Raw genomic sequence first — 18,332 nt, forward strand, 5'->3', positions numbered from 1 at the left:
GGGCTAGTTATCCCAAATAGCCCTCAACAAATTAATCATCGAGAACATAATGAAATACATCGGAATTGATGGTTGCAAGGCGGGGTGGATCGCTTGGATTGTCTCAGGCAATGAGCCACCTACGTTCAAAGTGGTAAACAGGCTCGATGAGTTGGTCGATGATCTTATGGGAGCAACAACGTTAATCGATATGCCGATTGGCTTTAGCGATTCGCTTACTCCAGATAGATTATGCGATAAAGCGGCAAGACGTTTTCTAACCAGCAAGCGTGGTTCTTCGGTGTTTCCGGTGCCGTGCCGAGAGGCGGTTTACCAAACTGATTACATTGCGGCGTGTAATGCCAATGTGCAGCAGCTTGGTAAGAAGTTCTCTAAGCAAACTTGGGGGATTGTTCCTAAAATTCGAGAGTTGGATAAACTCATCGATGAGCTCCCAAATTTATCGATCAGAGAATCTCACCCGGAGGTGGTGTTTGCAGCTTTGAAAGGCGAACCGTTGACCTTTTCTAAACGAACAAAAGAAGGCAAAGAAGAACGGCTTTCTATTATTCAGCAACTCGCCCCTCAATGGTGTGACGGCTTGTCGTTGGCCATTTCAAACACCAAGCGTAAAGACGTCGCGATAGACGATATTTACGATGCTTTTGTACTTATGTTGGTTGCCTATTACGCTCCGCAATTATCGACCTTACCAGAGCCTTCTGATGTTGGTGGAGAAGCGGATGTCGATCAGAACGGACGAGTTCGAGAGATTGTCTATTGGGACAAAACGCGCTAACAAAGCGTGCGCTCCACTTGGCTTAATATGTTATTTTCCAACTCTGCTACTTTTCACTCTTACTATTTTTGAGTCTTTGATATGAAACGTTTTATTGTCGGCTGGCTGGCCACTGTGCTCAGTGCTGCGAGTTATGCCCAAGTTGCCCCTATATCTCAATGGCAATGCGACATGATGAAAAAGAACAATGTCTTGAGTAGTGGTGCGCCTGTTGGTTGTGAGCGACTATCCAAAGTGGATTTCGACTTCATTAATTTCAAAGGGGAAACGCAACAGGGCAATATGATCGTGCTTGATGTGGTTGCACTTGCTGTTGAACAAATCTTTTCAGAGCTTAAACAGCGCAATTTTCCTCTTCATTCTGCTCGCTTAATGCGTGAATTCAGAGGTGACGATAACGCCTCAATGGACGCGAACAACAGCAGTGCGTTTAACGCTCGTCCTATTACTGGCGGAGGAGGTTGGTCGAAACATGCCTATGGTGTGGCAATCGACATCAACCCAGTTCAAAACCCTTTCTTAGAGTTCGATAGCAACGGACGAATCACGGTAAAGCCTTCACAATCTGCGACTCGCTATGTGAATCGTACTCGTTTTCGCGCGCGTGATGAAATTGAACGCAGTGGCATGGCAGAAGATGTGGTTGAGCTTTTTGCCCATCACGGATTTATGATCTGGGGAGGGGATTGGAATAGCCCCATCGATACTCAACATTTTGAGGTCGGCTCAAGAAAATTCGTTAACCAGCTGCTTTCTAAACCACAACCTGAAGCCAAGGTGTTATTTGAGCGTTACGTCGAATCTTATCGACAATGCTATCTCAAAAATAAAGGTGAGGACGCAGAAAAAGCTCGGGCTATCTGTGCAAAGAAAACAGTCGGGACTTTTTAGTGCTATGTTTATCTAGAACCGTTTGTGTTTTAGCAAGTTAAACTCGCTTCAGGTGTGTTTTGAATAGCTAAGGTCAGCGCTCGTCGTTGGCTTTTTTTTGTATTCATTTCTTCAATAGAACACCGAGCATTGAAAAGGTTATTGGGTATCCATTAGTCAATAATCGATAAGCGAATGCAGCGCAAAGTCATCGGTTTGTCATTGAAAAACTCATAGCGTTAACGTTATGTGAGAACCTGTACTGGTAGGGGAACTCTTCGCCGAAACGCCAGTATTATTAGTGAACTGATCACAACGGACCAACTAATGAAAAAGATACCTTTGGCTCTAACTCTTCTAAGTACGCTACTTTTTTCACAATATGCTTTGGCTACTGATACTTCACCTACCACGCAAAACCCTACTTACGAACTCGATGGTAAGGCGGTATTAGGCCGTACTGAGAGCGTGTACCTATCTAGCGTTCAAGGGCTAAAAGACGTTCCTTTCATTGGTAAAATCGATACTGGTGCAGAAACCACCTCTATGCACGCTGAAGACATTCATGTGAAGAGTACGAATGCCGATTACAAGAATCTTAAAGACAAAGAGCTGATGGCGGCATTAACCGAAGACCTGTTGAACAATTCCGATGTTGATTACGATGATTGGAATGGCAGTACCTTTGCGAAATATGAAGCTGTGGTGTCTTTTAAGGTTCAAAACCCGCGTACGGGAGACATGGTATTAATCGAAGCGCCTTTAGAGCGTGTCAGTATGATACGCAGCCGCACTAGCAGCACGCCTTTGCTTCGTCCTACCGTAAAAATGTCGCTCACCATTGCAGACCAAGAGCTAAAAACCGATGTTAACCTGACCGACAGAAGCCATTTTTCAGCGCCAGTGCTGATTGGTAAAACCTTCCTTGCTGACAACGCTTTAGTGTTTGCGGGCTATGACTACTTGCAAGAGCAGGAAAACGCGACAGTAGTAGGTCGAAAAGAGGTAGTGTCTATCTCGGGAATGGCGATGAACGCGACCTTCTCATTAAAAAATCGCTACAGCATCCTTCATGCAAAAGACATCGATGTAGATAAGAAGAACAGTGAAGTGACGTTTGATATGTTCGATAACGATGGCAAGCAGAAAGAGATGACACTGCCATTAGTTCGTATGTTAAGCGTGAGTGGTAAGAAAAGACCTTTGGTGTATGTGCCGGTTCAACTCGATGAAAACACAACTAAAGACGTTCTGGTGTACCTACGTGAGCGCTCGAGTAGTGAGTCGCAGTTGAGATTTGGTACCAGTACCGCCAGTGAACTTTTCATGATTGATACCAATGCAGAAAATATTCTTTCTGAAGGTTCAGAAAGCTTTAGTGATGTCGCTAAAAAGAGTGAACCTTTGGTTATTTCTCCAGAAGAGGACATCACCCTTGATGACTTCCCTCTCAAGGCCGTTGCCTCATTTACTGTCAACACGCCTTTGTTGAAGGTCGACAGTTTTGAAATGACAGGTAAAGGCAAAGATGCTTCTGTTGAATTTTATCTTACAGATGTAAATGGTGAGAAGCAGAAGATAACAAAGCCAATTATTAAGAAGCTTAAAGTCGGTGATGACACTCGTCCGGTCGTTAGTGGTGAGTTTGCGGTCTCTGGAAACGTTCGTACGCAAGAGTTTGCCATCGACGTGCTCAATACAAATGAGAAAGAAGCGTACTTTATTTTAGGCAAGAAGATGGCAAAAGATGGGGTGTATGTGAACACTCGATCTGACTACCTTTTGAAAGCTGAGCCGCTGTTTAAAGTAGGGCACATCGAAGTTGTTGAAGTGAACGGCATGAAGTTCCCGGCCAAGTTAGACACAGGTGCTGATGTAAGCTCAATGAACGGAGTCAACATCAAACGGTTTAAGAAAGACGGCCAAGACATGGTGAGCTTTACCTATCAAAACAATCAAGGCGATAAGCAAGATTTCACTAAGCCAGTGATTGATGTAATGCGCATCAAAGCTAAGAAAGGCGAGAAGGTGAACATTCGTCCTGTCGTTGAAATGAAGGTTAAGTTGGGTGATCTAGAGAAAGAGGTGAGAGTAAACCTTCAAGATCGCTCTCGTTTTGAATACAGCATGATCCTAGGTAAGAACTTCTTGAAGCACGGCGCGGTAGTAAGTAGCGATGAAGATTACTTGCTGGGCGAGATGGATTAACCTCTAAACTTATCTAAGTGCGTAATAGAACAGTTCTAAACAGCCACACATTTCAGTATTGGGATGTGTGGTTTTTATTAAGAGCCTAAACGGCTAACCATTAATGCCTTGTGAACAAGTTAAAAAAAGCGGCTCCTTAGAGAGCCGCTTATTACTTAGTCATCACCTAAATAATCATCATTATTTGGGTTATGTGTATCAGACCAATCATCCATATCAGCATCGTTGTTTGGGTTGTTAATGTCTGACCAAACGTCTAGCTCATCTTGAGACATGTCACTTGAGTCCGGCATACTATTTCTTCCCTTGTTGGTTCGGGTTTATTTGTTTGCCACGGTTACCTTGATTCTGGTCATGCTGACGGTTAGTGCCGCTTGTTCCCTTGTTAGAATTCGGGATGTTTGCTGCATTGTCTGCTGGTGTGATTTTCTTAGCCATTATCAATTTCCTTGTTTAATAACTAGCCTTGCGGATTTGTTTAATGATTCGCTCAAATCCTTGCCTAGTTGTGATTGCTTTGGGATAAAGCCCATTAGGAGCAACACGCCAAACAAACCGGAACCCTCTACCCAACTTAAACCTAATATAGGTCGGACAAGAGCGGATCTTCTTACCCCCTAAGTTTGGGTATAAAGCTCCTGCTCTGAGTTGGGCTTCAATACTGAAAGCTCGCTCTGCATAGCATGAAGGAAGTTGAGACTGGAATGTATCAATAAGCTGTTTAGTTGAAGTCATTCTTGCTCTCCCTGATGAACTGATAGCAAGAATGATTGAGTGCACTGCACTCGCAACAACTAATTTAATAAATTATTTAATAGGTCATCGAACTCGACGGCTTCGAGGTATTTCTGCTTGATAAGGGTTTGGTATTGAGCCAGCGCAGGAGTTGTATTTCCTAGAGAGCATGCTGCAAGGTAGGCTTTTTCTATATCCTGATTGAAAAAGTGCATGATCATTGATTCACCTTGTGTCAGCAAGGCGCTTTGAGCCAATAGAGCCTGCATTACACTGGTTACGCCATTGAGAGAAAGTTGCGGTAACTCTTGAAAAGGTTTTGGTAACTTTTCCTTACTCAGGTCGATGTGTTCTGATTTTAATTTTACGATCAGCTCTGACAGCGCAGTCGTTTGAATGCCAACTGCGAGAATAGATTGTCTACCCATGACGACTGTTTCTAAAAAGTCCGCCGCTTCTATGCGTTTTTTAGAATGAGAAAAGATCTCTTTGACTCGTTTACTATCAGCAAAGAACCCTTGTAGCAAAACGGCATTATGGAGTTTGGTTAGGCTATTACTTGCAATGAGCAAGTTGTTCTTTGTTGAGCCCAGCGCCATAGGCTCTTTTTTAACCTCAAAGAAACCTTTGCTTCTTACTAGTGGGTACACCAAATCTTTGAATGATTTATGTTCGGCTAACTTTATGTTAAATAGCTTCTTAATTGCATCAGGCGTTGAGATGTAGCTATCGGTTGAGGTGTAGCTATCGTTAGATTTCACACGATAGCTCCAATAGTTTTCGCTCTGGCAACGGCTTATCTTTTAATGACTCGCGTGCAATAAACTGTGCTCGCTCATACCAATCTGAACGGCAGCCATATTCGGACTTTTCATATTGGTCAATCACTCCCAAGCAGTATCCTGCACGTAAACTTTCTGATAGCGATGTGGTTTGTGCCGCTAACAATCGTTTCGAACTTTTGGAGTCATAAATATTGATAAGTTCAACACAGCTATCGACCAGAGAGAGTTTTTTAGCATTGGAAACCATTGGTAAGATCGCTAGTGCAATAGCAAGCATGGCGTGTTTTTTATTGAGCATTTGTTACCTCAGCGTCCGTTTGTGCTTGTTTAGTATCGTTGTCGTTATTTGGGGTTTCTAATGGGGTGTCTGAGCCTGGGTTTAGAATCAGATCCTGGCTTGGAACTGCAATATACAAGCACAGTAATATAATGCTGAAAGAAAAGATTTGGTCGTAACTTTGCTCTAGCAATAACAGGTTTTTAAAGTGCTCGGTACCTTCGAATAGGTCAATAAAAACAATCGTACTGGCACAAAGTAACGCAGCCGTAACGAATTTTCCGTGCCATAAAAACGGGGTGCTAATGATATGCCACCAGCGAAGTGAGGTTTGTTTTGTATATACCCAATAGCGTTTTAGCAACACAAGAAATGAGATAAAAAAGATAATCTCGATGGTTGATACATCAGAGAATCCATCTTGATATTCAAAAATATTGAGTAATTCAAAACTGATGACTGCAATACTCATACTGACGAGGAAAATGTAAATTAACGCTTTTAAAATAAATCCTAGCAAGCGACTTAATGTCCAATCAGCCTGCTGTAAATAGTGTTTTAAAGAGGGCGTAGCCAATTTGGGCTTCGGGGTATCGTTGTTGATAGTGCTCTGCTCATGATTTGTTTACGTAATAGATATTTTACATACATCACGGGTGTTTAATTGCATAAAAAATAGATATTAATATGAAATGTTATGCAAATCATGGATTGCATCGATGATTTGTTGTGTTTGCACTCTTTCATTGCCCCACCAGCCCTACGACAATGCGAGAGTATGTGTCAGGTGAGTCATTGCCATACTTAGGGCGGAATTATCGCTTAAAAGAGCTTAAAGGCGACTTAAAGCCTACAAAACTACTTAATGGACGTATTACGGTCACCGTTACCGACCCATCCACACAAACGCACTATATTCGCCGAGCTTTAACGAATTGGTATAAGCAGCCATGCTGATAAGAAGATTCGAGAGAAGGTAAGGCGTTACGAATCGTTGGTGGGCGTTGAAACGGGAGTTGTTCGTACTAAAGAGTTTAAGAGTAGATGGGGCAGTTGTACCCCTTACGGTGATTTAGAATTTAACTGGGTGATTGTCATGGCTCCCAACAGGGTTGTTGATTACGTAGTGGTGCATGAGCTTTGTCATCTAATCCACCATGACCATTCGCCACAGTTCTGGAAAGAAGTTGAACGAGTCATGCCCGACTATAAAGAGCATAAAGAGTGGCTTAGAGGAAATGCACTAAATCTAATCATATAGTGCGTACGTTCACTAATGTAAAAAGACATCCTCAAATGAGACATAAAAAAAGGGCCAACTCTTTCGAGTTGGCCCTTTCCAAACGTTTGGTGGAGCTGGCGGGAGTTGAACCCGCGTCCAAAAATCATTCATCATTGGTACTACATGCTTAGTCGATCTTTAATTTCACCAGCAACCTGCGAACCGACACGCTAGTTAAAGGCTAACCTGAATTGTTATTCGCGCTTTTCCTCTCAGGTGGGAGAATCCGCGCTAGCTAGTTTGGGTTTGATCTCTTATTGGTCCCCGTCTTACGAGCGGAAGCTAGGGTAAGAGAGCTCTGAGCAGGTTATTAAGCTGCTAGTGCGTAGTTTTCGTCGTTTGCGACTATTTTTTTGCGGCTTTTAACGTGGCCAACCGCCCCACGGCATGCACCTCAGACTTCAAAATTCCTGTCGAATCCTAAATCAGCCCCAAGTGTTATTTGCATAGTACCAGAAAAGCTTTGCCTGTCTAGCACTGTGCGTTTAAGTGCTTAAAATTAACGCAAATTACTCTTCATAATTCGTGCTTTATCTCTCGCCCAATCTTTTTCTTTCATATCAGTACGTTTATCGTGCAGCTTTTTACCTTTCGCTACGCCAACTTTAATCTTCGCCCAAGAGCGAGACCAGTAAAGTGCGGTTGCGACAAGTGTCATGCCTTCACGGTTAATACGACCGATAAGGTTGTCGAGCTCTTTTCTCGACATAAGTAGTTTACGGATACGTGTTGGGTTCGCCACGATATGAGTGCTCGCTTGAGTTAGCGGAGTAATCGTCATACCACTGATGAATGCTTCGCCGTCTCGGATGTAGACGTAGCTTTCTGCGATATTGGTTTTGCCTTCACGTAGGGATTTTACTTCCCAGCCTTGTAGCTCAAGCCCCGCTTCTATCTCATCATCGATGAAATATTCGTGGCGAGCTTTCTTATTAAGCGCAATGGTATTGCTACCGGCTTTTGATTTTGATTTATTCTTTGCCATAATGGCCTCATTATACGGATTGCACCCTAGTTGGGGAATCCTTTTTATTTGCGCTCTGGCCCAATACAATTAAAATTGCAGTTTGTGTTAATGTAACGCTGTCTTTAACAGGAGTCTATATGCCAAAGGTTACTCGTTCAGCATTAGTGTCGTTTAGTGCCGACCAGATGTTCAGCTTGGTCAATGATGTTGCTCGTTATCACGAGTTTTTGCCAGGGTGTTCTGGTTCACGTGTGATCGAATCTTCAGATTCAACTATGGTGGCTTCGGTTGATGTCTCTAAAGCTGGTATCAGCAAAACATTTACCACATCGAACCGCTTAGCGGATGGTGCTGAGATCTTGATGGAGCTGGTGGACGGCCCATTCAAAAAGCTGCAGGGTGGTTGGTACTTTACTCCGCTCGATGAGCAAGCGTGTAAGGTTGAGCTTAAGTTAGAGTTTGAATTCTCTAGCCGAATGATCGAAATGGCATTTGGTAAGGTTTTCAATGAGCTGACGAGCAATATGGTCAGTGCTTTTACTCAACGCGCGAAACAGGTTTATTAAGCCATGACTATTGAATCGGATATGATCCATGTAGAGGTTGTGTTTGCGCTTCCGCACGAGCAGCGTGTGTTTACCTTGGTGGTGAACAAGAACGCGACCGTTGAAGAGATCATCGCACAGTCTGGTGTTTTGGAATTGTATCCAGAGATCGACTTAGCGAAAAACAAGGTTGGTGTGTTTAGCCGTAACGTTAAGCTAGATGCGACGGTTCGCGATAAAGATCGTATCGAAATCTACCGTGCGCTATTGGCTGATCCAAAAGAGATTCGTCGTAAGCGTGCTGAACAAGCGAAAGCGGCCGCAGCTAAATCGTAGTGCTAAACAAGTTTGACTAAGAAGAGAGCTCGCTATGTTGGCGAGCTTTTTTGTGCCTGTTGGTTAGACACGCAGCTAATTTGTTAGCTGATATTAAAAAGCCTGCTCATATGAGCAGGCTTTTGCGATTATTGCTTTGTCGACCGATAGCTTTGTCGACGGGAAAGCTTCGTTGGTTGAAAGCTAGCGAAGGCTTTCGAAGAACTCATCACTGGCTTCAAAATCACCGTTGATCGTTACTAGAGTACCTGTGGCATCAAAGTTAACGACTAGGTTTTTCTGAATAGGGTCTTCATGGCCTTTTTGGTGGTGGTAAATGTAATACCACGTATCTGGGTAGCCGTTTTCGATAAGCATTGGTGAGCCCATAACGTAACGAACTTGTGTTTTTGTCATGCCAAACTTGAGCTGATCGACAGCTTCTTGTTCAACATAGTTACCCTGATTGATGTCAATTCGATAAACCAACTTCTCTAGTAGAGAGCAACCGGTCAACATTGTTAGTGCAAGTGGAACTGCAACTAACCACTTTTTAATTCGCATAGTTTGAGATCTTTCTTCGCTAAAATACTGCCTGATAATAAACAAGCTCCAGCAAGAAGTAAAAAGCTCCTTGCGCTTTGAGCTTGTTATGACTGGCAATTTTGAATTAAGTTGCAAAATTGCCAAGAATTTTCGGTAAATTATCAGAAAGTTGCCAAATATGTAACCTAAGCTGCGATTAATAACTCTTTTGCATTGGCAAGTGTCGATTCGGTAATTTGGCTGCCACCAAGCAGTCGAGCAAGCTCTGAAACGCGTTGTTGTTCATCAAGCGTGTGCATTTGAGTCTCGGTTTTACCTGATTTCGTGTTCTTCGCAACAAACAGCTGTTGGTGACCGCAACCGGCAACTTGAGGTAAGTGAGTCACACACATCACCTGCGTAGATTCGCCCAGCTTACGTAGCATTTTTCCGACAACCGCAGCGGTTGGTCCACTGATACCCACATCGACTTCATCGAAAATCAGGCTTGGTGTATCGACTTTTTGCGCTGTGATCACCTGAATCGCCAATGAGATTCGTGATAACTCACCACCAGAGGCCACTTTAGCTATTGGCTGCATTGGTTGGCCTGGGTTGGTCGAAACAATGAAGGTCACGTTATCCATACCCAATGGAGAAGGGTGTGTGTTGGTGTTGTTCACTTCAATGGCAAACTGCGCTTTTTCCATGCTCAGTTCGTGCATGCTTTGCGTGATCAGCTTGTTGAGTTCTTTTGCGTAACGAGTTCGAGATTTATGAAGCTTCTCTGATTTAGCCACGAACGACTGGTATTGGTTTTCTACCTCGTTTGCTAATTCTTCGAGTTTTTCATCCGAGCAATCAAGTGCTTCAACCTGTTGTAATAAGTCTTGATGGTGCTTGTAAAGCTCTTCTGGTAACACGTGGTGCTTACGAGACATCGACATCACTTTAGAGAAGCGTTCCTCAACGTAAGCCATACGACCGGGATCAACATCAATGCTGTCTAGGTATGTTCTTAACTCGTTGTTGGTTTCTTCAATCTGAATAATGGCTTCAGAAAGTAAATTAGGTAATTCAGCCAATCTTTCATCTAGCTCCGCTAACTGAATTAAGGAGTGATTGGCCGATTGCAGAATACCAAGCGCATTAACTTCTTCGCCTTCATAAATAAGCTCGATAGCTTGCTGACAGGTTGTGGCCAATTCTCCGCTATTGGAGAGGCGCTTATGCTCTTGTTCGAGGTCTTCATATTCTTCCTCCCCAATAGACAGCTCATTTAACTCTTTGATTTGGTATTCAAGAAGTTGTTTTTGAGCTTGGTTTTGCTGGCTATTTTCACGTAACTCTTTTAAGTGGTTATCGGCTTGTCGCCATGATTGGTAGGCGTTACGTGTCGACTTCAATAGGTTCAAGTGACCTGCGTATTGATCAAGCATGGCCATTTGGTAATCGCTTTTCATCAACTGATGGTGCGCGTGTTGACCATGAATGTTGATCAACAGCTGCCCAAGCGATTTTAACTGTGAAAGAGGAACAGGACTGCCGTTGATGAACGCACGAGAACGACCTTCTTTTGAGATGGTTCTGCGCAGGATGCACTCACTGCCATCAAGCAGTTCGTTGTCTTCTAACCAGCGGGTAGCATGCAGATTGTTCTCAAGTAAAAAAGCGGCACTGACTTCGGTTTTTTCTTCACCTTGTCGAACCATTCCCGCATCTGATCTTCCCCCAAGACATAAGCCTAAAGCATCGATAGCGATAGATTTACCTGCACCCGTTTCACCGGTGATTGTTGTCATGCCTTTAGAGAGTTCTAGCTGTAAAGACTTAACAATAGCGAAATTATTAACACTTAGATGAGCCAGCATTTTTATTTACCTGTATAACTGAACAATACTGTATATAAGCTCAGTATATACTGTTTCTTTATACAGTAAAGTCGACAGGTGAAAATTTTTTGTGACCGTTATCAGAATTGAGGTTGTTCGTAGATCACTGAAACCGCTATAGATTCCTAACTCAGTCGTTCCTCTCTCTTGGGAATGACGATGTGAATCATTGAGACGAAGAGAGATGGCGGGCTTTTTACTAGCAATAAAAAAGGCTGACGCATGTCGTCAGCCTTTCAAATTTCGGTTATTACTAGAGTCGTTTGTTTAGAACAGCTTACTCGACCAGCCTAGTTTGTTACGTAGAACATGGTAGTAGTTGTAGTCTTTAGGGTGGATCAACTTAAGTACATTCGGGCTTTGGTAAATGTGGATCTCATCGCCAGGAGAAACCGGTAGCGAGATTTGGCCATCGCAGCTGACTTCCTGTGTACCGCGGTTATCAGGCGATACGATAAGCTTGATTCGACGCTTGCCATCCACCACCAGTGGGCGGCTTGAAAGGGTGTGCGGGAACATTGGCACTAGTGAGATAGCATTTAGGCTTGATGACAGGATAGGGCCGCCGCCAGAAAGCGAATAAGCGGTAGAACCTGTCGGTGTTGAGACGATCAAGCCATCAGAACGCTGTGAGAAGGCGAAGCTGTTATCGATATACACCTCAAACTCGATCATGTGCGCGACTTGACCTGGGTGAAGTACGGCTTCATTGAGTGCCGCGTTGTGGCTTTTTATTTGGCCGTGACGATGTATCTCTGTTTCGAGTAGGAATCGCTCTTCTTCCATAAACTCACCTTTAAGTACATCGGTGAGTGAGGTTTGGAAGTTTTCAGGGTTCAGGTCTGTCAGAAAACCTAAATTGCCTCGGTTAACACCGATGACTGAAATGTCGAAACGCGACAAAATACGAGCGGCACCGAGCATATTTCCATCACCACCCACTACAATCGCGAGATCGGCACGTTTACCTAATTCAATCAGGCTAGAAAAATGTTCTTGTGGGATATCGTCCAAAATGCTGGAGAGCCTATCATCAACAAACACTTGATAACCCTCAGTACTTAACCACTGATAGAGCTCTCTATGAGTCTGAATTGCTTGCTGATCTCGAGGTTTACCAATAATTGCGATGACTTCAAATGGCTTTTTCATAACGTTTCCAAACGAATTAGGCTTGAATCAAAATTCTTCATCCCCATAATAAAGGCAAGTTGAACGTCTATGCGAGTGTTTTATATCAATTTGAGGCGCAAACACGCCTGTCACTGGCATTGAAAACGAATTCTGGAGATATCATGAGCAACGAAGAAAACAAAGTAACCGAAGAAGAGCTAGATCAGATCATTGCTGAAGCTGAGAAAGTTGAAGAAGCTGAACTGAATGAAGACGCGGCTGATGAGCAGGAATCAAAAATTGCTCAACTAGAAGCCGCACTGCTTTCTAGTGAGTCTAAAGTGAAAGAGCAGCAAGATTCTGTTCTTCGCGCAAAGGCTGAAGTTGAGAATATGCGTCGTCGTACTGAGCAAGAAGTGGATAAAGCACGTAAATACGCGCTAAACAAATTCGCTGAAGGCCTACTACCTGTTATCGATAACCTAGAGCGTGCAGTACAAGCTGCAGATGCTGAGAACGAAGCGGTTAAGCCGATTCTTGAAGGTGTTGAGCTAACTCACAAAACGTTCGTAGATACAGTGGCTAAATTTGGTCTTACAGAGATCAACCCTGAAGGTGAAGCATTCAACCCTGAATTCCACCAAGCAATGTCGATTCAAGAAAGCCCAGACCACGAGTCAAACACTGTGATGTTTGTTATGCAGAAAGGCTACGAGCTTAACGGCCGTGTTATTCGCCCTGCAATGGTAATGGTTGCTAAGTAATTGAGTAGCCGCTTGCTAAGCAGTTGATTATTGCAGTTGCGAAGTAAGACAATAGCGGCGACAAAACAATTCACTGGTTAACGTGAAATGAAAAGAGAGGCATATGCCTCTCTTTTTTTATGCCTGTAACTTGAGAGTCCACGTGAATAGTCACCAAAATCGCATTAAGAATGCCGTTCTTTTTATTTTATCCAGAACAGTGATTTAGAGTTTTATATTATGAAACTGGTTGTTAATGAAGAAATGTTTTGATGTCACACTTGTAATGTTTTTGTAAATAAATGCTTTTAATTGTTACCTTTGTATGTAAAATCCACTGCAATATAGCGATTTGGGTCGCATATATAACTATAAAAGTACAATTTTTAAACACAACAAACTGGAGAAGAACGATGGACAAATCGCTCTCAAGTAAGATTTTTGTAGGCTTGTTTGCCGGCCTTATTATTGGTACTGCTATTCAGTACCTATTCAGCGGCATTGCTATTTTTGATACGTACCTACTCGGCGCTGCTGAAGGTGCTGGTGGTATGTTCGTATCACTTATCAAGTTGCTTGTAGTACCTCTTGTATACGTATCTATTGTTTGCGGTATCGTTGAGCTAAAAGATATTCGTTCATTCGGTCGTCTTGGTGGTAAAACCTTTGGTCTTTACATTATTAACACCATCATCGCGATTTCTGCAGCGCTAACGATTGGTCTTATTTTCCAACCGGGTGCTGGTGCGAATCTAGCGGGTACAGTTTCTGAGACAATTGCGCTTACAACAACTGAAACGCCAGATATCTTCTCTCTTGTTGTTAATATCGTTCCTAGCAACCCTGTAGAAGCATTTGCAAGTGGAGACATGCTACAAATCATCTTCATGGCTATTCTGACTGGTCTTGCTATCCAAGCTCTTGATTCTCGTGGTGGCCCAGCTATCAAGACATTCAAGATGGCTAACGAGATCATGATGAAGCTTATCGGCCTAGTAATGAGCCTTGCGCCATACGGTGTATTTGCTCTGATGATTCAACTGGGTGCAACACTTGATGCAAACACGCTAATGTCAGTTGCTGGCTATGTAGCGCTTGTTGTAGCGATGCTTGTGTTCTGGATCTTCTTCTTCTACCCAATGATGGTTGGTTCATTCACTGGTATTTCTCCAAAGCAGTTCCTACGTGCAACTCGTGAGCAAATCCTTTTCTCACTATCGACTGCAAGTTCGAACGCGACGATTCCAGTAACAATGCGTACTCTGACGGACAAACTGAACGTATCTAAGTCAGTGGCAGGTTTCGGTGTACCACTAGGTGCAACAATGAACATGTCTGGTGTATCTATCTACATCGCACTAGCAACTATGTTCGTAGCAAACGCATTCGGTCAGCCAATCAACACTGCTGATATCTTTACTCTAGGTCTAACTATCTTGCTACTGTCTATCGGTGCTGGTGGTGTTCCTGGTGGTGGTGTGGTTATGGTCGGTGTTCTATTGCACCAACTAGGTTTGCCACCAGAAGGTCTAGCGATTGTTGCTGCTGTTGACCGTATCTGTGACATGTTCTGTACTTCTTCTAACGTTGTTGGTGATACTGCGGTTAACACTATCGTAGCGAAATCTGAAAACGAAATCGGCGTTGAAGCTAACGAAGAAGCTGAGCTAAAGAAAGCAGAAGCATAATTCTTAATTAAGATTAGATAATTAGAAGCCCCGCTCAATGAGAGCGGGGCTTTTTTGTTTCTGATGATAAGTGCTTTGGGCTATCTGATAACTTAGCTAAAAAGATCTTTGATTGGTGTTAAGTCTCATTTTTTCTTTTTACTCGTGCCGAATTGGCCATCAGTTTTCAATCTTTAATATAGATCACATATAATAATACAATATTATTTTATTGTTCTGGCAACCTACATTATGACGACATAAAGGAAACCCAATAATGAAGCTGTCTTACCTTAGCCTATTGACTGCCAGCCTTTTAGCCGCTCCCGCTCTTGCTTCTAATCACGATATTGGTCAACAGTTCAATCTTGACCCTGCAAAAGCACCAGCACAAAACTTCGATTTATCTAAATGGAAAATTAACTTACCGGAGCTGACGACTGAAGGGTCTAGAAAAGGTAAAACGCTGGAGATTGGAAAAAAGGAACTGTCGAATGTAGACACGCCTTACGTTCACCCTAAATGGTTCTACACGGATGCTGAATCTGGTGCGATGGTGTTTGTGGCTCCGAATACAGCTCCAACGACGCCAAACAGTAAAAACACGCGTAGTGAGCTAAGAGCGATGCTAGCGGATAGCTACTCTGCGCCGAGCAACAACTTCGCGATTTCAAGCCATAAGAACGCGGAAGAGTTTGGCTCTATCGGTGGGCAGATGACGGCAACACTTTCTGTTGATCAGGTGAGTACCAGCGGTAACTATAAGAAAACTGGTGCATTCTCTGTGGTTATTGGTCAAATCCACGGCTCGGATAATGAACCTCTGAAAATTGTTTACCGTAAATTGCCAGAGCACGAGCATGGTTCGTTAACGTGGAACTATGAATTAAATCCGCCAACAGAGATGAAAAATGCGAAGGATGAAAATGGTAAGAAGCTTCGTAAAGACATTCGCCATGATGTATTTGGCCAATACAATCTGAAAAAAGGCAGCTCGGATCCTACTGATGGTATCAAGTTAGGTGAAGTATTCTCATACGATGTGAATATCAAAGATAACATCATGCACTTAACCTTTACGAAGAATCCAAACTCAGCCGATCCTATTGTGAAGACGTATGATGTTGACTTGGCAAAGGGTAAATATCAGGGGCACGATATCGATCTTGGCTATGGTCAAGATTGGATGTACTTCAAAGCGGGTGCGTATAACCAGTGTAATACTAAGAAGTCGAGTTCCGCCTGTGAGTGGCGTGGTATGGAAGCGGGTGACTACACCCAAGCAAGCTTCTACCAGTTAGTTCTTAATCAATAATATTGCCTAATCAAAAATATTGCCGAATCAATAACGGTTCGACGCGCTGTTAGTTGAAAAAAGACCTTCCATATGAAGGTCTTTTTTTATGCGAGATAGAATAGGGAGACATTTTATTTATGAAGATGAACACGTGAATATGTCAACTTTCGAGCCTTAAGCAGTAAGGGGTAAGCCACTTTTTACCTTTAAGTAGAAAGATAGAGGGAAAAACAGATTTTTTTTACCTATTTCCCTTGAAAATTAGTTTGCAGCCCTTATCTATGGTGCATACGAAAGCAAAATACATTTGCATTTAAATTTTGTGTATTAGGGTTGAATCCCTGATTACTACCCCCCACATAGTGGGTATAGCAAAAAACTAAATAGAATTTATTCGGAGAAAGCCTGATGGGTCGAATCATTGGTATTGATTTAGGTACTACTAACTCTTGTGTTGCTGTTCTTGACGGTGACAAACCACGCGTATTAGAAAATGCTGAAGGCGAACGCACAACAGCATCGGTAATCGCATACACTGAAGGCGAGACGCTAGTTGGTCAACCTGCGAAACGTCAAGCAGTTACTAACCCTCAAAACACGCTATACGCGATTAAGCGTCTAATCGGTCGTCGTTTTGAAGATGAAGAAGTTCAACGCGATATCGAAATCATGCCTTTTAACATTGTTAAAGCTGATAACGGTGATGCATGGGTTGAAGCGCAAGGCCAAAAAATGGCTGCTCCTCAAGTATCTGCTGAAGTTCTTAAGAAAATGAAGAAAACAGCTGAAGACTTCCTAGGCGAAGAAGTAACTGGCGCAGTTGTTACTGTTCCTGCTTACTTCAACGATGCTCAACGTCAAGCAACGAAAGATGCTGGCCGTATCGCTGGTCTAGATGTTAAACGTATCATCAACGAACCAACTGCTGCTGCTCTGGCTTACGGCCTAGACAAGCAAGGTGGTGATCGCACTATCGCTGTATACGACCTTGGTGGTGGTACATTCGATATCTCTATCATCGAGATCGATGAAGTAGAAGGCGAGAAGACTTTCGAAGTTCTTTCAACTAACGGTGACACTCACCTTGGTGGTGAAGATTTCGATAACCGCATGATCAACTACCTAGTAGATGAGTTCAAGAAAGAGCAAGGTATCAACCTTAAATCTGATCCACTAGCAATGCAGCGTGTTAAAGAAGCAGCAGAAAAAGCGAAAATCGAGCTTTCTTCTACTACTCAAACTGACGTAAACCTACCTTACGTTACTGCTGATGCGACTGGTCCTAAGCACATGAACATCAAAGTGACTCGTGCGAAGCTTGAGTCTCTAGTTGAAGACCTAGTTCAACGTTCTCTTGAGCCACTAAAAGTTGCTCTAGCAGATGCTGACCTATCTGTAGGCGAAATCACTGACGTTATCCTAGTTGGTGGTCAGACTCGTATGCCTATGGTTCAAGCTAAAGTAACTGAGTTCTTCGGTAAAGAACCACGTAAAGACGTGAACCCTGACGAAGCTGTTGCAATGGGTGCTGCTGTTCAAGGTGGTGTACTAGCTGGTGAAGTTAAAGACGTTCTTCTTCTAGACGTTACTCCTCTATCTTTCGGTATCGAAACGATGGGCGGTGTAATGACTAAGCTTATCGAGAAAAACACAACTATCCCTACTAAAGCGGATCAAGTGTTCTCTACAGCTGAAGACAACCAAAGCGCAGTAACTATCCACGTTCTTCAAGGTGAACGTAAGCAAGCGACTTACAACAAGTCTCTTGGTCAGTTCAACCTAGAAGGTATCCAACCAGCACCACGTGGCATGCCACAAGTTGAAGTAACATTCGACCTAGATGCTGATGGTATCCTGAACGTATCTGCTAAAGATAAAGCAACGGGTAAAGAGCAGAAGATCACTATCCAAGCATCAGGCGGTTTGTCTGAGGAAGAGATCGAAGCAATGGTTCAAGAAGCAGAAGCTAACAAAGAAGCTGATAAAAAGTTCGAAGAGCTAGTAACTGCACGTAACCAAGCTGACCAAATGATTCACGGCACTAAGAAGCAAGTAGAAGAAGCTGGTGAAGCTCTACCTGCAGACGAGAAAGCTAAAATCGAAGCAGCTATCGAAGCTCTAGAATCAGTTAAGTCTGGTGACGACAAAGAAGCTATCGACGCTAAAGTTCAAGAACTTATGCAAGCAGCTCAAAAGCTAATGGAAATTGCTCAACAGAAAGCTCAAGCTGAACAAGCTGGTGCTGACGCTGGTGAACAACCGAAGCAAGACGACGATGTGGTAGACGCAGAGTTTGAAGAAGTTAAAGACGATAAAAAATAATTTCGTCGCAG

At 43.1% G+C, this 18,332-nt stretch carries 21 protein-coding genes and 1 other RNA gene; 11 read left to right on the forward strand and 11 right to left on the reverse strand.

Going from position 1 to position 18,332, the window contains the following annotated elements; translation table 11 throughout:
• Positions 1–49: 49 nt before the first annotated feature.
• The 3 genes from AC3CIA_RS03135 (at position 50) to AC3CIA_RS03145 (ending at position 3,856) form a co-directional block, all read left to right on the forward strand.
• Positions 50–778, forward strand: coding sequence for a DUF429 domain-containing protein (locus AC3CIA_RS03135; protein WP_146457572.1), 729 nt, complete (start codon positions 50–52; stop codon positions 776–778).
• Positions 779–859: 81 nt separating this feature from the next.
• Positions 860–1,669: a M15 family metallopeptidase gene (locus tag AC3CIA_RS03140; RefSeq protein ID WP_488518502.1), complete on the forward strand. Its 810-nt coding sequence runs from the start codon at positions 860–862 to the stop codon at positions 1,667–1,669.
• A gap of 306 nt (positions 1,670–1,975) precedes the next feature.
• Positions 1,976–3,856 carry an ATP-dependent zinc protease family protein gene (locus tag AC3CIA_RS03145; RefSeq protein ID WP_488518503.1) on the forward strand — a complete coding sequence of 627 codons (1,881 nt, stop codon included), beginning with the start codon at positions 1,976–1,978 and terminating at the stop codon, positions 3,854–3,856.
• A 155-nt stretch (positions 3,857–4,011) separates the two neighbouring features.
• On the opposite strand, the gene AC3CIA_RS03150 is transcribed toward AC3CIA_RS03145, so the two are convergent.
• From AC3CIA_RS03150 to AC3CIA_RS03175, 6 genes are read right to left on the reverse strand one after another with little or no spacing between them, the layout of a single operon-like run.
• A complete protein-coding gene (locus tag AC3CIA_RS03150; RefSeq protein ID WP_171329480.1) occupies positions 4,012–4,149 on the reverse strand; it encodes a hypothetical protein in 138 nt (45 codons plus the stop codon).
• A 1-nt stretch (position 4,150) separates the two neighbouring features.
• Complete coding sequence (locus AC3CIA_RS03155) at positions 4,151–4,294, reverse strand: hypothetical protein (RefSeq protein WP_017091462.1); 144 nt, start codon at positions 4,292–4,294, stop codon at positions 4,151–4,153.
• Positions 4,295–4,309: 15 nt separating this feature from the next.
• The gene (locus AC3CIA_RS03160; RefSeq protein WP_146457567.1) at positions 4,310–4,591 is read right to left on the reverse strand and encodes a ParE family toxin-like protein; all 282 of its coding nucleotides are present in this window, start codon (positions 4,589–4,591) and stop codon (positions 4,310–4,312) included.
• Positions 4,592–4,650: 59 nt separating this feature from the next.
• Positions 4,651–5,352: a hypothetical protein gene (locus AC3CIA_RS03165; protein WP_146457565.1), complete on the reverse strand. Its 702-nt coding sequence runs from the start codon at positions 5,350–5,352 to the stop codon at positions 4,651–4,653.
• Positions 5,342–5,674, reverse strand: a complete 333-nt coding sequence (locus AC3CIA_RS03170) for a hypothetical protein (protein WP_054542203.1) — start codon at positions 5,672–5,674, stop codon at positions 5,342–5,344. The genes AC3CIA_RS03165 and AC3CIA_RS03170 overlap by 11 nt, the downstream gene beginning before the upstream one ends.
• Positions 5,664–6,125 (reverse strand): hypothetical protein, encoded by a 462-nt coding sequence (locus AC3CIA_RS03175; protein ID WP_146457563.1) that lies wholly within the window; start codon positions 6,123–6,125, stop codon positions 5,664–5,666. The genes AC3CIA_RS03170 and AC3CIA_RS03175 overlap by 11 nt, the downstream gene beginning before the upstream one ends.
• A gap of 296 nt (positions 6,126–6,421) precedes the next feature.
• Between AC3CIA_RS03175 and AC3CIA_RS03180 the strand changes: the two genes are divergently transcribed.
• Both AC3CIA_RS03180 and AC3CIA_RS03185 read left to right on the forward strand, forming a co-directional pair.
• A complete protein-coding gene (locus AC3CIA_RS03180) occupies positions 6,422–6,610 on the forward strand; it encodes a YgjP-like metallopeptidase domain-containing protein (protein WP_488518871.1) in 189 nt (62 codons plus the stop codon).
• A 40-nt stretch (positions 6,611–6,650) separates the two neighbouring features.
• Positions 6,651–6,914 carry a M48 metallopeptidase family protein gene (locus tag AC3CIA_RS03185; protein ID WP_261383280.1) on the forward strand — a complete coding sequence of 88 codons (264 nt, stop codon included), beginning with the start codon at positions 6,651–6,653 and terminating at the stop codon, positions 6,912–6,914.
• 87 nt (positions 6,915–7,001) lie between these two features.
• On the opposite strand, the gene ssrA is transcribed toward AC3CIA_RS03185, so the two are convergent.
• Positions 7,002–7,368: a transfer-messenger RNA gene (ssrA, locus tag AC3CIA_RS03190) on the reverse strand.
• Between the two features lie 66 nt (positions 7,369–7,434).
• Complete coding sequence (gene smpB / locus AC3CIA_RS03195) at positions 7,435–7,920, reverse strand: SsrA-binding protein SmpB (RefSeq protein WP_004735156.1); 486 nt, start codon at positions 7,918–7,920, stop codon at positions 7,435–7,437.
• Positions 7,921–8,039: 119 nt separating this feature from the next.
• Between smpB and AC3CIA_RS03200 the strand changes: the two genes are divergently transcribed.
• Positions 8,040–8,468 (forward strand): SRPBCC family protein, encoded by a 429-nt coding sequence (locus tag AC3CIA_RS03200; protein ID WP_004735157.1) that lies wholly within the window; start codon positions 8,040–8,042, stop codon positions 8,466–8,468.
• A gap of 3 nt (positions 8,469–8,471) precedes the next feature.
• Positions 8,472–8,783 (forward strand): RnfH family protein, encoded by a 312-nt coding sequence (locus AC3CIA_RS03205; protein WP_004735158.1) that lies wholly within the window; start codon positions 8,472–8,474, stop codon positions 8,781–8,783.
• Positions 8,784–8,966: 183 nt separating this feature from the next.
• On the opposite strand, the gene bamE is transcribed toward AC3CIA_RS03205, so the two are convergent.
• From bamE to nadK, 3 genes are all read right to left on the reverse strand, one after another.
• Positions 8,967–9,326, reverse strand: a complete 360-nt coding sequence (gene bamE / locus AC3CIA_RS03210; RefSeq protein ID WP_004735159.1) for an outer membrane protein assembly factor BamE — start codon at positions 9,324–9,326, stop codon at positions 8,967–8,969.
• 167 nt (positions 9,327–9,493) lie between these two features.
• Positions 9,494–11,158, reverse strand: coding sequence for a DNA repair protein RecN (gene recN / locus AC3CIA_RS03215; RefSeq protein ID WP_372110598.1), 1,665 nt, complete (start codon positions 11,156–11,158; stop codon positions 9,494–9,496).
• Positions 11,159–11,446: 288 nt separating this feature from the next.
• Positions 11,447–12,331 (reverse strand): NAD(+) kinase, encoded by an 885-nt coding sequence (gene nadK, locus AC3CIA_RS03220; RefSeq protein ID WP_017084432.1) that lies wholly within the window; start codon positions 12,329–12,331, stop codon positions 11,447–11,449.
• A gap of 143 nt (positions 12,332–12,474) precedes the next feature.
• Here nadK and grpE point away from each other — a divergent pair, with 143 nt between their 5' ends.
• The 4 genes from grpE to dnaK all read left to right on the forward strand — a co-directional run bounded on the left by grpE (position 12,475) and on the right by dnaK (position 18,321).
• Positions 12,475–13,056 (forward strand): nucleotide exchange factor GrpE, encoded by a 582-nt coding sequence (grpE, locus tag AC3CIA_RS03225; RefSeq protein WP_017059864.1) that lies wholly within the window; start codon positions 12,475–12,477, stop codon positions 13,054–13,056.
• Between the two features lie 392 nt (positions 13,057–13,448).
• Positions 13,449–14,723 carry a dicarboxylate/amino acid:cation symporter gene (locus AC3CIA_RS03230; RefSeq protein ID WP_004735163.1) on the forward strand — a complete coding sequence of 425 codons (1,275 nt, stop codon included), beginning with the start codon at positions 13,449–13,451 and terminating at the stop codon, positions 14,721–14,723.
• Positions 14,724–14,979: 256 nt separating this feature from the next.
• Positions 14,980–16,017, forward strand: a complete 1,038-nt coding sequence (locus AC3CIA_RS03235; protein ID WP_017079897.1) for a polysaccharide lyase family 7 protein — start codon at positions 14,980–14,982, stop codon at positions 16,015–16,017.
• Positions 16,018–16,407: 390 nt separating this feature from the next.
• Entirely contained in the window at positions 16,408–18,321 is a 1,914-nt protein-coding gene (dnaK, locus tag AC3CIA_RS03240; protein WP_114633039.1) for a molecular chaperone DnaK, read from the forward strand.
• Positions 18,322–18,332: the final 11 nt, after the last annotated feature.

The sequence above is a fragment of the Vibrio sp. QJM3NY_27 genome, assembly GCF_057785955.1.

Excerpts from the sequence above, each read along its gene's own strand:
- recN (WP_372110598.1), bottom strand. The coding sequence starts at position 11,158 with ATGCTGGCTCATCTAAGTGTTAATAATTTCGCTATTGTTAAGTCTTTA.
- AC3CIA_RS03150 (WP_171329480.1), bottom strand. The coding sequence starts at position 4,149 with ATGCCGGACTCAAGTGACATGTCTCAAGATGAGCTAGACGTTTGGTCA.
- bamE (WP_004735159.1), bottom strand. The coding sequence starts at position 9,326 with ATGCGAATTAAAAAGTGGTTAGTTGCAGTTCCACTTGCACTAACAATG.
- AC3CIA_RS03200 (WP_004735157.1), top strand. The coding sequence starts at position 8,040 with ATGCCAAAGGTTACTCGTTCAGCATTAGTGTCGTTTAGTGCCGACCAG.
- AC3CIA_RS03180 (WP_488518871.1), top strand. The coding sequence starts at position 6,422 with ATGCGAGAGTATGTGTCAGGTGAGTCATTGCCATACTTAGGGCGGAAT.
- dnaK (WP_114633039.1), top strand. The coding sequence starts at position 16,408 with ATGGGTCGAATCATTGGTATTGATTTAGGTACTACTAACTCTTGTGTT.
- AC3CIA_RS03135 (WP_146457572.1), top strand. The coding sequence starts at position 50 with ATGAAATACATCGGAATTGATGGTTGCAAGGCGGGGTGGATCGCTTGG.
- grpE (WP_017059864.1), top strand. The coding sequence starts at position 12,475 with ATGAGCAACGAAGAAAACAAAGTAACCGAAGAAGAGCTAGATCAGATC.
- AC3CIA_RS03230 (WP_004735163.1), top strand. The coding sequence starts at position 13,449 with ATGGACAAATCGCTCTCAAGTAAGATTTTTGTAGGCTTGTTTGCCGGC.
- AC3CIA_RS03205 (WP_004735158.1), top strand. The coding sequence starts at position 8,472 with ATGACTATTGAATCGGATATGATCCATGTAGAGGTTGTGTTTGCGCTT.
- smpB (WP_004735156.1), bottom strand. The coding sequence starts at position 7,920 with ATGGCAAAGAATAAATCAAAATCAAAAGCCGGTAGCAATACCATTGCG.
- AC3CIA_RS03175 (WP_146457563.1), bottom strand. The coding sequence starts at position 6,125 with ATGAGTATTGCAGTCATCAGTTTTGAATTACTCAATATTTTTGAATAT.
- AC3CIA_RS03140 (WP_488518502.1), top strand. The coding sequence starts at position 860 with ATGAAACGTTTTATTGTCGGCTGGCTGGCCACTGTGCTCAGTGCTGCG.
- AC3CIA_RS03235 (WP_017079897.1), top strand. The coding sequence starts at position 14,980 with ATGAAGCTGTCTTACCTTAGCCTATTGACTGCCAGCCTTTTAGCCGCT.
- AC3CIA_RS03170 (WP_054542203.1), bottom strand. The coding sequence starts at position 5,674 with ATGCTCAATAAAAAACACGCCATGCTTGCTATTGCACTAGCGATCTTA.
- AC3CIA_RS03145 (WP_488518503.1), top strand. The coding sequence starts at position 1,976 with ATGAAAAAGATACCTTTGGCTCTAACTCTTCTAAGTACGCTACTTTTT.
- AC3CIA_RS03160 (WP_146457567.1), bottom strand. The coding sequence starts at position 4,591 with ATGACTTCAACTAAACAGCTTATTGATACATTCCAGTCTCAACTTCCT.
- nadK (WP_017084432.1), bottom strand. The coding sequence starts at position 12,331 with ATGAAAAAGCCATTTGAAGTCATCGCAATTATTGGTAAACCTCGAGAT.
- AC3CIA_RS03155 (WP_017091462.1), bottom strand. The coding sequence starts at position 4,294 with ATGGCTAAGAAAATCACACCAGCAGACAATGCAGCAAACATCCCGAAT.